The sequence below is a fragment of the Agrobacterium sp. CNPSo 2736 genome (assembly GCF_004005385.1).
In the GTDB taxonomy this organism is placed as follows: Bacteria; Pseudomonadota; Alphaproteobacteria; order Rhizobiales; family Rhizobiaceae; genus Agrobacterium; species Agrobacterium leguminum.
On record NZ_RZTX01000007.1, the window covers coordinates 143,890 to 157,696 of the forward strand.

The following is a 13,807-nucleotide window of genomic DNA, read 5'->3' on the forward strand; positions in this document are numbered from 1 at the left end:
TCAGGACGACTTTTTCTTCGCTTCCTTCAGCGCCTTCGCCCGCTCGCGCACCACCGTCGCGCGACCGGGTTTCACCTCCTGGCGCGCGCGCCCAAAAGCCAGCGCATCATCAGGCACGTCATCGGTAATTACGCTGCCGGAAGCGATATAGGCCCCCTCTCCAATGGTGATAGGAGCGACCAGCGACGAGTTCGAACCAATAAAACTGTTCGCACCGATCCGCGTTTCGGCCTTGTTGTAGCCGTCGTAATTGCAGGTGATGGTGCCAGCGCCGATATTGCTGCCCGCGCCGATGAATGCATCGCCGATATAGGTCAGATGGTTGACCTTGGCGCCCTCGCCGATCTCCGCCTTCTTGACCTCGCAGAAATTGCCCACCTTGGCATTGGCGTGCAGGTTCGCGCCCGGACGCAGCCGCGCATAGGGGCCGACAGTCGCACCTTCGGCGACATGCGCCCCTTCCAGATGCGAAAACGCATGGATGACGGCGCCCGGCTCGATGGTGACGCCGGGACCGATGACGACATTCGGTTCGATCAAAACGTCTTGGCCGATCTTCGTGTCATAGGAGAGAAAGACGGTTTCAGGCGCAATCATCGAAACGCCGTCCACCATCAGTTCGTGGCGGCGACGTTCCTGCCAGAGCTTCTCGATAAAGGCCAGTTCGGCGCGGTTGTTGCAGCCGACCAGTTCCGTTTCGGGCGCATCGATGGCGACGGCGCGGCGGCCGAGGGAACGGGCGATCTCGACCACATCGGTCAGATAATATTCGCCCTTCACATTGCTGTTGCCGATCCGGTCGAGCAGGTCCAGCGCGTTGCGGCCGTTGATGGCCATCAATCCGCTATTGCACCAGGTGACCTTACGCTCCGCATCGGTCGCGTCCTTCTCCTCGCGGATAGCGACAAGTTCGCCATCCTTGACCAGAAGCCGGCCGTAACCGGTCGGGCGGTCGGTATGGAAACCGATGACGGCGACATCGGCGCCGGCGGCAATCGCCTCACGCGCCCGGTCGAGCGTTGCGGAAGTGATGAGCGGTACATCGCCATAGGCAACGATGAGATCGTCAAAACCGCGTTCGATGGCCGCGCGTGCGGCAAGAACCGCATGGCCGGTGCCCTTGCGTTCCGTCTGCAGGAAAGCTTCGACCTGAAGGCCCTTCATGCCTGCGGCAGCAGCGACATTGTCGGCATCGCGCCCGACCACCAGCGCCACCGTGCCGACGCCGGATCCAGCCACCGCCTCAACCACATGGCTGATCATCGGACGCCCGGCGACCGGATGCAGCACCTTGGATTTCGACGATTTCATGCGCGTGCTGTCGCCCGCTGCGAGAATAACGGCTAGAGAGCTGCGCTCCATAAGACCTCCAACACCCAGTCACCGGCCGCAGGGCGGCCAGGACGGCGGCATATGTTTGACTTCACGCCGTCCGGCAAAACGAACGGGCGCATCGGTAATTTCATTCCGGAATTGCTATAACGGCGGCCCACTTAAGAAACCATGCAAATCTGCACCAAATTTCCGCACCGATTTTCATCAAACGTGATTGGAACGGGATCGAATCCCGCTCCCGCGGTGTGATTTATCGCCGGGGGTTGCGGGCAGTGAATTCCAGCACCTGCTGGCGGCCGTTTTCGATCAGCCTTTCCATCTCGCGGCGCGCTGCGGCCTCATCGCGCAGGCGAAACGCCTCCACGAGCCGCAGGTGGGAGGCGGACACGTCGGAAATCTCATTGGGGTCGGTTTCCGGGTTGCTCATCCGGAAAATGCCCACCAGAGCCGCCTTTATCAGCGAACCGACGGTGCGCATGAACGGATTGCCGGACATTTCGGTGATGAGGACATGGAAATTCATATCCGCAAGCGCGCGCTTTTCCTTGGAATAGGCCGTATTGCCCATCTCGTTGGCGTAAGCGGCGAGCTTGGCGATATCGGCGTCCTTTGCCCTGATGGCGGCAAGCCCCGCGCCATAGGGCTCGAAAGCCTGACGGATATCGTAAAGATGCAGCAGAAACTCGTCGCTGACCCCCGCCTCGAAATGCCAGAGCAGCACTTCGCTGTCGAACATGTTCCAGCTTTCGCGCTCCGTCACCCGGGTGCCGATACGCGCCTTGGGGGAAATCATGCCTTTGGCGGTCAGCGTCTTCATCGCTTCCCGCAGCACTGTGCGCGACACTTTCAGCCGCTCCATCAGCTCGGCATCGCCGGGTAAGATATCACCCGTCTTGAAGGTGCCGGACACGATATCGAGACCGAGCTTGTGAACGACCTGTGCATGATTTGTCCGCAGCTTTCGAAAACCGATAGCCGCATCGAGCATTCCGCGCTGCAAGTGCCATGTCCTTCCGTTCGGTTGGCGATCTTAAAAATCGCGCCAGACGTGTATACTTCAAGTCAGAATATAGTGAAAAACATCAAGTCGTCTGAAAAGCAAAGGCAAACTTCGTCCACGGCGTAAAACATATGAAAATAACAAAGGCCGCACATGAATTTCATGTGCGGCCCGTTATCAGCGGGAATAAAAAGTCCCGTTATTGCGGCAGCTTGTCGTCCACGCCGGCGACGTAGAAGTTGAGGCCGAGCAGAACGCCGTCCTCGGCCTTTTCACCCGCCTTCAGCCATTCCGAACCGTCCTGCTTCTTCACCGGGCCGGTGAAGGGGTGCAACTCGCCCGACTTGATCTTGGCTTCGGTGTCCTCGGCCATCTTCTTCACATCATCAGGCATGTTGGTATAGGGCGCCATGGTCAGGATGCCGTCCTTCAGGCCGTCCCAGATCGATTCGGACTTCCAGGTACCATCGAGAAGGGCCTGCGTGCGCTTGATGTAATAGGCGCCCCAGGTGTCCTTGATGGCGGTAAGCTGCGTCTTCGGACCGGCCGCAATCATGTCGGAAGCCTGACCGAAGGCCTTGATGCCGCGTTCTGCGGCAACCTGCATCGGCGCGGTGGTGTCGGTGTGCTGGGTCAGAATGTCGACGCCCTGGTCGATCAGCGCCTTGGCGGCATCGGCTTCCTTGCCGGGGTCGAACCAGGTGTTGGCCCAGACGACCTTCACCTTGAAGTCGGGATTGACGGACTGCGCGCCGAGCACGAAGGCGTCGATGCCCATCACCACTTCCGGGATCGGGAAGGAGGCGATGTAACCGGCGAGACCCTTCTGCGACATCTTCGCGGCGATCTGGCCCTGAATGTAGCGGCCTTCATAGAAGCGCGAATTGTAGGTCGCGACGTTTTCGGCGGTCTTGAAGCCGGTGGCGTGTTCGAACTTCACCTTGGGGAACTTCTGGGCGACCTTCACGGTCGCATCCATGAAGCCGAAGGAGGTGGTGAACACCAGTTCGCAGCCCGAACGGGCCATGCGCTCGATGGCGCGTTCGGCATCCGGACCTTCCGGAACGCTTTCGAGGAACGGCGTTTCGATCTTGTCGCCGAAATGCGCCTGCAGTTCCTGACGGCCGATATCATGCGCCTGCGTCCAGCCGCCGTCGGTCTTTGAACCGACATAGATGAAGCAGACCTTCTTGGCGTCGGCGGCTTCCGCCGAAGAAACGACGCCGCCGAGAGCCGCAACCGAAGCGGCGAGTGCGATGACCAGTTTTTTCATTTTTACCCCTGTTGGTTTGGAGACGTGAGAATGCTTCACCTGTCCGGCACGAAGGATTTGCCAAGCGAGGCCGGCGTGTTGATCAAGGTCGTGCGGCGATTATGCGAGATGATGACCAGCACGACAATAGTTGCAAGGTAAGGTAGTGCCGAAAGCAGTTGCGATGGCACCCCGATGCCGAAGGCCTGCGCGTGCAATTGGCCGATGGTGACGGCGCCGAACAGATAGCCGCCCGCCAGCACCCGCCATGGGCGCCAGGAGGCGAAGACGACGAGCGCCAGCGCAATCCACCCGCGCCCGGCCGACATGTTTTCCACCCATTGCGGCGTATAGACCAGCGACAGCTGCGCCCCGGCAAGCCCGGCACAGGCGCCGCCGAACATGACGGCGAGATAACGGGTGCGGATGACATTGATGCCGAGCGCATGGGCCGAAGCGTGACTGTCGCCGATGGCGCGGATTTTGAGGCCCGTGCGGCTCTTGAACAGAAACCGGCCAATGCCGGCGACAAGCGCGATGGAGAGGTAGAAGATCAAATCCTGCCGGAACAGCAGCGGACCGAAGAAGGGAATATCCGACAGCAGCGGAAAGACGATGGGCTGCAGTTTCACACCCGGCAGGCCGACGAAACTTTCACCCAGCATACCCGAGACGCCGAGGCCGAGAATGGTGAGCGCAAGGCCCGTCGCCACCTGATTGGTAACGAGCGTCAGCGTCAGGAAACCGAAGAGCAGCGAGAAAACCGCACCCGAGGCAATGCCGGCCAGAATGCCGAGATAGGGAGACCCGGTCATATGCGCGGCCGCGAAAGCACAGACCGCACCCATGATCATCATGCCCTCGACACCGAGATTGAGGACGCCTGAGCGCTCCGTCACCAGCTCGCCGGAAGCGGCGATGACGAGCGGCGTGGCGGCGGTGATGACGGTGAGGAGAATGGCCTGAAGCATATCCATCATGCCGCTCCTTCTTTACGATGCGCCTTGCCGGAAAAGACGACCCTGATGCGATAGAAAATCAGCGTATCGCAGGACAGCACGAAGAACAGCATCAGCCCCTGAAACACGCGCGTCACCTTATCGGAGACGCCAATCGACAGCTGCGCCGCCTCGCCGCCCAGATAGGTCAGCGCCAGCACCAGCCCGGAAAGGATGATGCCGAGCGGATTGAGACGGCCGAGAAAGGCGACGATGATGGCGGTAAAGCCGTAACCCGGCGAAATGCTGGGCTGGAGATGGCCAATGGAACCGGAAGCCTCCGATATGCCCGCAAGCCCCGCCAGCGCACCGGAGAGCAGCAGCGAAAACCACACCATGCGGCTGGAGGAAAAACCGGCGAAGCGCCCTGCCCGCGCCGACTGGCCGAGCACGGTGACCTCGAAGCCCTTCAGCATGTAGCGCATCATGAACCACAGCGCGATGGCCGCGACGATGGCGAAAACGAAACCCCAATGCGCACGGCCCGATGCCAGCATTTCCGGCAGAACGGCGCTGTCGTTGAACGGCTTGGTCTGCGGGAAGTTGTAACCGCCCGGATCGCGCCAGATGCCGCGTGTCAGCCAGTCGAGGAAAAGCTGCGCGACATAGACCAACATGAGGCTGACGAGTATTTCGTTAGTGTTGAACTTCGTCTTCAAAAGTGCGGGAATACCGGCATAAAGCGCGCCGCCCACGGCGCCCATCACCAGCATCAAAGGCAAAAGCAGCGGCGAATGCCAGTCGGGATAAAGCACCGGCAGGATGGAGCCGGTGATCGCGCCGATGGTGAACTGCCCCTCCGCGCCAATATTCCAGTTATTGGAGCGATAACAGATCGACAGGCCGACTCCGATCAGGATCAGCGGCGCGGCCTTGATCGCCAGCTCGTGCAGCGACCAGACTTCCAGCAGCGGCTCGACGAAAAAGGCGTAAAGCGCGTGAGCCGGATTTTTGCCGAGCATGGCGAACATGACGGCGCCGACAAGCAGCGTCAGCGTGAGCGCCAGAAGCGGGGAAAGCAGGGTGAAGAGCTTCGAGACCCCCGCGCGTTTTTCAAGCTCAATGCGCATGCTGGGCGGCTCCCGAATGTGACGTGTGAATGCCGCCCATCAAAAGGCCGATCTTTTCAAGCGTCATCTTTTCCACCGGATGGGCATCGGAGAGCTTGCCGTCGGAAATGACCGCGATATTGGTGGCGACTTCGAATATTTCATCGAGATCCTGGCTGATGACGATGACGGCCGAACCCGCCTTGGCAAGATCGACAAGCGCCTGGCGAATGCGGCTTGCCGCACCCGCATCCACGCCCCACGTCGGCTGATTGACCACCAGCACGGCAGGCTGGCGGTCAAGCTCGCGCCCGACGATGAATTTCTGCAGGTTGCCGCCGGATAGCGACCCGGCCAGCGGATCGGCCCCGCTTTTGCGCACATCCATGGTTTCCGAAATACGCCGCGCCGCCGCCTTAATGACTGAGCCACGCACGATACGCAGGAAACCGCCGGTCAGAAACGCCTTGCGGTCGGAGCGCGCCCGCGCCAGCAGCAGATTGTCGGAAAGGCTCATGCCGGGAACGGCGGCGTGGCCATGGCGCTCTTCCGGCACAAAACCCGCGCCCATCAGCCGGCGACCATTGATGCCGATACGGCCGACCGGCTTGCCGCGCAGATGGATCGCATCGTTATTATAGACCGGATATTCGCCGGAAAGCGCATCGAACAGCTCGCCCTGCCCGTTTCCGGCAACGCCGGCAATCGCCAGCACCTCGCCGGCGCGTACGGTCATGGAAATCGATTTCAACGCCACGGCAAAAGGCGTGCGCGGCGCGACCGAAAGCCCCATGACCTCGATCTGCGGCGCACCCAACGCCTCGCCCGTGGCCCGCGAAACGCTTGCGACATCGCTGCCCACCATCATGCGCGCCAGCGATGCAGGCGTTTCCCTGCGCGGATCGCAGGCGCCCGTCACCTTGCCGTGACGCAGAACGGTGGCGCGGTCGCAGATGCGCTGCACCTCTTCGAGACGATGGCTGATATAAAGCACGGAACGGCCTTCGGCTTTCAGCTTCTCCAGCGTCTCGAACAGCTTGTCGGCCTCCTGCGGCGTCAGCACCGAGGTCGGCTCGTCGAGAATGATCAGGCGCGGATTCTGTAGAAGCGCTCGGACGATTTCGATGCGCTGGCGCTCGCCGACCGAAAGATCGGCCACATGCGCATTGGGATCGAGCGGCAGACCATAGGCGCGCGACAGTTTTTCCGCTTGCCCGGCGATTTCCTTCAATGAAATTTTCGGATCGAGCGACAGGGCGATATTTTCAGCAACCGTCAGCGCCTCGAACAGCGAAAAATGCTGGAACACCATGCCGATGCCGAGCCGGCGGGCCTCACTGGGTGAGCCTACGGAAACCGGCTGGCCCTGCCAGATGATATCGCCCTCGGTCGGTGCGAGAACGCCGAACAGCATCTTGACGAGCGTGGATTTGCCCGCGCCGTTTTCACCCAGAAGCGCGTGGATTTCGCCCCGCGCAATATCGAGATCGATGCCGTTGCAGGCGGCGAAATTGCCGAACAGCTTGGTCAGCTTGCGAACGGACAGGAGAGGCACGGCCTCCGGCGCCAAAGTTCCAGTCACGAGTTCCCTCTCTCACCAACCGTCATGCCTTCTTCGAGGCGTTTCAAACGGTTGCGGTCATTGTTCCCAATCCCGCACCAAAAAGTATGCAATGATACGCGATCAGAACTTATTGATAACGGTTTTGCTGCTGCGCACAACTGAAAAAGAAGCCGCTTAAATGCAATTTGCACAAGCAATAAACGGCTTTACCCTTTTTTCATTTCGCGCCGAGCGAGGGGAAAAACTGCAATATTCCACCGATGCAATAAAGATAGATGCCGCTCGCCACGAAGCCGATCACGGCCCAGGTCGGGGTTTCGAAATGCATCAGCAGCGAATAACCGCCAAGCGCGCACCAGATGAAGACCACGGCGAGATTGAGCGGCCGCAATCGCTTCACCCGCACTGGATGCAGGAAGTTGATCGGCAGGAATGTCAAAAACACCGAAACGGTAACGACAATCATCGCCGTGGTGGCGCTGGCGTCCATGACGAACAGGGTGAACACCACCATGTTCCACACTACCGGAAAGCCGGAGAAGAAATATTCGTCCGTCTTCATGCCCATGTCGGCATAATAAATGGCGCTCGACACCACGATCATGCCGGCGGCCACGAAGGACAGCGGCTCGCCGATCATGCCTTTCTGGTAAAGTGCAAAGGCGGGCAGCAGCACATAGGTAACATAGTCGATGATATTATCGAGCGTATCGCCAGACCAGTTGGGCAGCACTTCCTTAACCCTGACCTTGCGGGCGATGGGACCGTCGATGCCATCCACCAGAAGCGCAAGCCCCAGCCACCAGAACATGTCGACGAAACGGTGTTCGGCTGCGGCGACCACACCGAGAAAAGCCAGGAACGAGCCGGAGGCCGTGAGCATATGGACCGAAAAGGCGCGGATTTCCGCGTAGGGAACACGCTTATAGTTGAAAATTTTCATAGTCAGCGTCTGTGCCCCGTTTTTTCATCCGCCTGTTCATTCCGGTATGCGGCCATTCACCACGCTTTGCAACCGGCTCAATCCGCTTATCCTAGGACTAATATCGCGGCACAACCAACGAATCTTCGCAACCGGATGTTCCGGGAGCGAAGTGGATTTACCCGACCAAAGCCTTTATGATGCTTTGGAAATAACAACGGATCAGGACCATGAGACACTTCGATATCGCCATCACCGGTGCGGGACTTGCGGGCCAGATCGCGGCCATCGCGCTGGCGCGGGCGGGCCGCCACGTGGCGCTCATCGCACCGTCCAGCGACAGGAAGGACCAGCGCACCACGGCGCTGATGGACCAGTCGATCCGCTTCATGGACCGGCTCGGCCTGTGGTCGCGCATCGCGCCTTCGGCCGCACGCCTTTCCACCATGCAGATCATCGACGGCACCGACCGCCTGCTGCGTGCACCCACCGTGCAGTTCCGTTCCTCCGAAATCGGGCTGGACGCCTTTGGCTGGAACATCCCCAACGAGGCGCTGCTCGGCGTTCTGAGCGAAGCGGTCGGGCAGGAACACAATATTACCCGCCTCGATGCCACAGCCGAGACGATCGACATCGGCAACGACCGTGTATCGGTGACGCTTGGCGACGGCGAAACACTCTCGGCCGATTTCCTCATCGGTGCGGATGGCCGCAAATCCATGGTGCGGGATGCAGCCGGCATCGGCGTCAAATCCTGGTCCTATCCGCAGACGGCCATTGTTTTGAACTTCGGCCATAACCGCTCGCATGGCAATGTCTCGACGGAATTTCATACCCCCACCGGCCCTTTCACCCAGATTCCCCTGCCCGGCAACCGCTCCAGCCTCGTCTGGGTCGTCACCCCGCAACAGGCGGAGGAATTGACCGCGCTGCCGCTGGAAGCGCTCAGCCTGCGGATCGAGGAGCGCATGCAATCCATGCTGGGAGCCGTCACCGTCGAGGACAGCGTGCAGGCATGGCCGCTCTCTTCCATGACGGCACATCGCTTCGGCAAGGGCCGCGTCGCCCTGATCGGCGAGGCCGCACATGGTTTTCCGCCCATTGGCGCGCAGGGGCTGAACCTCAGCCTGCGCGACATCATCGCGCTGACGGAATTGCTGAGCGCCGTCGCCGACCGGCCGATTGCGGCCGATGCCGGCAGCAGCTTCGACCGCCGGCGGCGGGCGGATGTCTACAGCCGCACGCTGAGCGTCGATCTCCTGAACCGCTCGCTGCTTTCCGATCTCCTGCCGGTGCAGATGGCGCGCGCGGCGGGCCTTCACGTGCTTTCCGGCATCGGCACGCTTAGAAGCATGGTCATGCGCGAAGGCATCGAACCGGGCCGTGGGCTGAAGGCCCTGCCCTCGCTGCTGTTCGGCAGCTTCAAAAAGGCTGGATGAAATACACCACGCCGGTCAGCGTAAGGACCGACAGCACCGTCGAGATCAGGATCGTTGCCGACGCCCGCTCCTGCCAGACGTGATATTGCTGGCCGATGACGAAAACATTCGTCGCGGTCGGCAGCGCGGCCAAAAGCACGGCCGAATAAATCCACACCGGCTCGAACCGCCCGAGCGACGAGAGCACGAGATAAGCGGCAAGCGGATGCAGGATCAGCTTGGCCGGCACGATATAGCTGATTTCCACCGGCACCCGTTTCATTGGCCGAAGCGCCAGCGTCACACCCATGGCAAACAATGCGCAGGGCGCTGCCGATTGCGCCAGATAATCCACCAGCCGCTGCACCGCCTCCGGCGGCTGCCATGACAGCGAGGCGGCGAGAAAGCCGGCGATGACGGAGACGATGAAGGGATGGGTGATGACCTTGCGCGCCACATCCAGCGCAAGCTTCGCCGGGGAGCGCTTGTCACCGCCCGCAACCGCCATCATCGCAGGCGCGACGATGAAATGAGCGGCATTTTCCAGACAGACGATCAGCGCCACCGGCACCGCCGCCTTTTCGCCAAGCGCCAGAAGCGCAAGCCCCGGCCCCATATAACCGATATTGCCGTAGCTTGCCGCGAAACTCTGGATCGTGGTTTCGGCAAGGCTATTTTTCCGTACGAACCGGCCGATCAGGAACACAGCCAAGAAAATGCCATAGGTGCAGGCGAGACTGGCCGCGACGAAATCCATCCGCGCCAGTTCTTCCACCGGCGTTTTCGATACCAGCTTGAAAAACAGCGCCGGAAGCGCCGCATAGATGATGAAGGTGTTCAGCCAGCCCATCGCCTCGACCGGCTGCTTCGTAATGCGCGCCGCCCCGTAGCCGATGAAGATCAGGCCGAAAAACGGTAACAGCAATCCGACGATATCCGTCACTATGTTTCCCCCCGCAAGCAACTCCAGCGGGAGGCTTAGCCGATTTGCATCAGGATCGGAAAGGTCTCCTGGAACCAGATCGCCACATTGGTGATAAAACCGGACATGAAAGCGAGACCGGTCAGCACCAGCAATACACCGAGCAGCTTTTCCACGAGGCCGAGATGGCGGCGGAAGCGGACGAGGAAACGCATGAAGGAGCCGGAAAACGCCGCCGCGATCCAGAACGGCACCGCAAGGCCAAGAGAATAGACCGCAAGCAGCGCCGCACCGTCGCCAACCGTATCGCGCGCGGCGGCGACGCCGAGAATAGCCCCCAGAACCGGGCCAATGCAGGGCGTCCAGCCGAAGGCGAAGGCAAGACCCATGACATAGGCCCCCGACAGCGTGGCAGGCTTGCCCGCCCCCTGAAACCGCGCCTCGCGCGAAAACAGGCCGATACGGAACACGCCGAGAAAATTCAGACCCATCAGAATGATGATGAAACCGCCGATCTTGGCGAGAATATCGAGATTCTGACGCAGAAGCGTGCCGATCGTCGAGGCGCCTGCCCCCAGCGCCACGAAGACCGTGGCGAAACCGAGCGTGAAGAAGAAGGCTGAAAACAGCACGGCCCTGCGAATCTCCGGCCGCGGCGCGGTATCTTCCGTCCTGAACTGCTCGACCGAAACACCCGCCATATAACAGAGATAAGGCGGCACCAGCGGCAGAACGCAGGGCGACAGAAACGAAAGAGCGCCGGCCAGAAGCGCGCTGAACAGGGAAATATCGGCAATCGACAAGAAAGAACTCCGCATTCCGCAAAGCCGCCGCGATTCTCGAGTTTCGCTGGCACTTCACGCTTCATTTTCGTGCATGTCATTGCTGCAAAAGGATTTCGCCCGTTCGGCCGACATGTCTGAAGCCGGTTTTATCCCCAGCCGCCCCCTCTCTCCAATCACCTTTTCGGGGGTGCGACAAAAAAAACCGGATTGATTGTCGAAACCGCTTTTTTTGGGTTGACCGAACGGATCGCTCTACATATGTTCCGCGCACTTCCGAAGGGCAGCCAAGCCCCGACACGGGAGAGCGTAGCTCAGCCGGTAGAGCAACTGACTTTTAATCAGTAGGTCCAGGGTTCGAATCCCTGCGCTCTCACCACCTTCAAATACAATTTTCTGATATTTCACAAAGAGTTAGCGCCGAAGGTGACCGAACTCCGGCGGGAATTGAAAAGATTCGCCCGCAGTCCTCGGGCGTAAAATAGCGATATCCGCCGCAAGCCCGGGTTTAAGAACGGCCGCTGCGATAAAGGTCACCGGCTCACGTGCCAGCGCCCCGGCATGACCGGACAGTCGTTTCAATCGCTCGGGATAGTTCCTCAGGCCGAAGTCTCAGCCCCGGAAATCACCAGATTTAATATTCCGACAAATCCAATCAGGAGATCACTTGCGCGCGGCAGTACGGCGGCAGCGCCAGTTCCAGTCTCTTGGCTCACCCGTGTCCATATGGACCGATTCGGTGTGGCAATAGGTGCCGACACCGCCGCGTTCCGGCAGGGAACGCAGATAGGTGGCAAGCTCCCATTTGGAGACGCCCTTGATCTGTATGTCGGCGGCATCGCAGGTATAGTGCTTTGAGCCCTGCCTTATGCCCTTCGGCGGACGATAACCCGAGGTGACGATCGCCGGGCTGTTATAGTGGCGTTCCACATCCTTGATCATCCGCACCAGTTCCGGCTTGAAACAGCCGACTTCGACACGGTCCGTCTGCAGGAAAAGCCCGTTCGGGGCGACACGGGTGAGGCCGGAGAGCGAAGCGAGCTTCATCAGGCCGGTCGGCTGGTCATCCTCTTCATCGAGATGGGCGTCGTCGAATTCGTCGGACATCATCGAGCGGCCGGAAAGGGCAATGCCCATCGTCCCGTCCGAAACTCCGGGCAATGCGGCGACCTGCGTATTGCCGGCCGTGCCGCTTTCAATCATTTTCGGCAGGCGCTTTTTTGCCGCACCGGCGAAAAATGCCGCAAGCGTTACGCCCTTACCCTCGCTTTCCTGCCCCTCGCCCGCCGCCCTGGCGTCCACGGCTGGTTGCGCGGCAACAGCCGCGAGCTGTTCCGATGCCGATTGCGGCACGGCTACGGGAACCGGCTGACGATTTTCGCTGTGCTGTTCCGCCGGCGCCTGTGCGGCTGGCGGGACCTGAGCCGGAACCGCCACCGGTTGCGGCTGCGCCGGCGCCGAATAGACGCTGCTGACGGCGGGAACGATTCTCTGGGCAGGAGCGCCCGCAGCAGTAGCGGTGCCCGGCGCCCCTGCAACACCGGCGGACGCTGCTGCTGCGGATGCGGTGGAATAAATGCTTGTCGTCCCTGCGGAGATCGCCGTTGGCTGCGTCGTCAATCCGCCGATATCGGGGGCGGCGCCATAGGCCTGCGCCGGGCCGCCCGATGCCTGCGGCTGGGCTGGCACAGCTGCTCCGGCCGCCGATGCCACGGCCGGATCCACATAATGTCCCTGTTGCGCGCCGGCGGCAGCAGTTGAAGCGGCGTTCTGCGGCTTCTGTTGTGCGGAAATTTCCGGCTTTTTGGTAGCGGCGGCCATCTCATCGTCGGTCACCGCCGAAACGCATCCGGAAAGCCCGAGCAGCGAAACCGCGATGACGAGACGCTGACGGACCAGACGTCCTTTCGCGCTCTCGACAGTTGTCATGGGTGGCCTCCGTATCTTGCATTTCCAACAGCAGCACGGGAACGGGCGCGTGTGCTTCCCCAAAACGGGACTGGCCGTTTCGATTCGCGGACTATGCCTCATCCCCTCGGGACAAGGCAAGAGCACCCGAAAACGCCGCTGCTCGCCGGAAAATCCCTACCAGGAACCGGTATTCTGCATAGATATCCACGGTTCGGCTGGTGCGAGGCTTTCGCCCTTCTGCAGAATTTCGAAGGAAATACCATCCGGCGAGCGCACGAAGGCCATGTGTCCGTCGCGCGGCGGCCGGTTGATGACGATGCCGTTCTGCTGAAGCCGGGCGCAGAAATCGTAGATATTGTCGACCTCATAAGCCAGATGACCGAAGTTGCGGCCGCCGGTATAATCCTCTGTGTCCCAGTTATAGGTGAGTTCGAGGCACGGCGCCTTGTTTTCCTTCGCCGCAGCAATGTCGTCGCGCGCCGCAAGAAACACCAGAGTGAATCGGCCTTTTTCGTTCTCGATTCGGCGTATTTCCTCAAGACCCAGCAGGTCGCGATAGAATTTCAGTGATTCGCCAAGGTCTTTGACGCGAACCATTGTGTGCAGATACCGCATTTTCTTCCTCTCCATTACACGGGTCCGGAGCCGTTAAAC

12 protein-coding genes and 1 tRNA gene are annotated in these 13,807 nt (G+C 60.5%); 2 read left to right on the top strand and 11 right to left on the bottom strand.

Features of this window, described 5'->3' with window-relative positions; genetic code table 11:
• From glmU to pcsA, 7 genes are all read right to left on the bottom strand, one after another.
• Positions 1-1,362 (bottom strand): bifunctional UDP-N-acetylglucosamine diphosphorylase/glucosamine-1-phosphate N-acetyltransferase GlmU, encoded by a 1,362-nt coding sequence (gene glmU, locus EM858_RS14220; protein ID WP_127756973.1) that lies wholly within the window; start codon positions 1,360-1,362, stop codon positions 1-3.
• Between the two features lie 223 nt (positions 1,363-1,585).
• Positions 1,586-2,323 carry a FadR/GntR family transcriptional regulator gene (locus EM858_RS14225; RefSeq protein ID WP_059760295.1) on the bottom strand — a complete coding sequence of 246 codons (738 nt, stop codon included), beginning with the start codon at positions 2,321-2,323 and terminating at the stop codon, positions 1,586-1,588.
• 211 nt (positions 2,324-2,534) lie between these two features.
• Complete coding sequence (locus EM858_RS14230) at positions 2,535-3,608, bottom strand: BMP family ABC transporter substrate-binding protein (protein ID WP_080816796.1); 1,074 nt, start codon at positions 3,606-3,608, stop codon at positions 2,535-2,537.
• Positions 3,609-3,643: 35 nt separating this feature from the next.
• Positions 3,644-4,564 carry an ABC transporter permease gene (locus EM858_RS14235; protein WP_164865439.1) on the bottom strand — a complete coding sequence of 307 codons (921 nt, stop codon included), beginning with the start codon at positions 4,562-4,564 and terminating at the stop codon, positions 3,644-3,646.
• The gene (locus EM858_RS14240) at positions 4,564-5,655 is read right to left on the bottom strand and encodes an ABC transporter permease (RefSeq protein WP_003523441.1); all 1,092 of its coding nucleotides are present in this window, start codon (positions 5,653-5,655) and stop codon (positions 4,564-4,566) included. The genes EM858_RS14235 and EM858_RS14240 overlap by 1 nt, the downstream gene beginning before the upstream one ends.
• Positions 5,645-7,204, bottom strand: a complete 1,560-nt coding sequence (locus EM858_RS14245) for an ABC transporter ATP-binding protein (protein ID WP_164865440.1) — start codon at positions 7,202-7,204, stop codon at positions 5,645-5,647. The genes EM858_RS14240 and EM858_RS14245 overlap by 11 nt, the downstream gene beginning before the upstream one ends.
• A 211-nt stretch (positions 7,205-7,415) precedes the next feature.
• Positions 7,416-8,141 (bottom strand): phosphatidylcholine synthase, encoded by a 726-nt coding sequence (pcsA, locus tag EM858_RS14250; RefSeq protein WP_035263562.1) that lies wholly within the window; start codon positions 8,139-8,141, stop codon positions 7,416-7,418.
• A 209-nt stretch (positions 8,142-8,350) separates the two neighbouring features.
• On the opposite strand from pcsA, the gene EM858_RS14255 reads away from it, so the two are divergent.
• Complete coding sequence (locus tag EM858_RS14255; RefSeq protein WP_127756975.1) at positions 8,351-9,559, top strand: UbiH/UbiF family hydroxylase; 1,209 nt, start codon at positions 8,351-8,353, stop codon at positions 9,557-9,559.
• On the opposite strand, the gene EM858_RS14260 is transcribed toward EM858_RS14255, so the two are convergent.
• Together EM858_RS14260 and EM858_RS14265 are read right to left on the bottom strand one after the other, a co-directional pair.
• Positions 9,543-10,481 carry an AEC family transporter gene (locus EM858_RS14260; RefSeq protein ID WP_035263560.1) on the bottom strand — a complete coding sequence of 313 codons (939 nt, stop codon included), beginning with the start codon at positions 10,479-10,481 and terminating at the stop codon, positions 9,543-9,545. The two genes, EM858_RS14255 and EM858_RS14260, sit on opposite strands and share 17 nt — an antisense overlap.
• A 35-nt stretch (positions 10,482-10,516) precedes the next feature.
• The gene (locus tag EM858_RS14265) at positions 10,517-11,263 is read right to left on the bottom strand and encodes a cytochrome c biogenesis CcdA family protein (RefSeq protein WP_003523449.1); all 747 of its coding nucleotides are present in this window, start codon (positions 11,261-11,263) and stop codon (positions 10,517-10,519) included.
• A gap of 282 nt (positions 11,264-11,545) precedes the next feature.
• Here EM858_RS14265 and EM858_RS14270 point away from each other — a divergent pair.
• Positions 11,546-11,621: transfer RNA gene (locus tag EM858_RS14270), tRNA-Lys, on the top strand.
• A gap of 284 nt (positions 11,622-11,905) precedes the next feature.
• Here the strand turns inward: EM858_RS14270 and EM858_RS14275 are convergent.
• Positions 11,906-13,171, bottom strand: a complete 1,266-nt coding sequence (locus tag EM858_RS14275) for a YcbK family protein (protein WP_164865428.1) — start codon at positions 13,169-13,171, stop codon at positions 11,906-11,908.
• A gap of 156 nt (positions 13,172-13,327) precedes the next feature.
• On the bottom strand, positions 13,328-13,768 hold the full coding sequence (locus EM858_RS14285) for a VOC family protein (protein ID WP_078052802.1): 441 nt from the start codon (positions 13,766-13,768) through the stop codon (positions 13,328-13,330).
• Between the last annotated feature and the right edge of the window lie 39 nt (positions 13,769-13,807).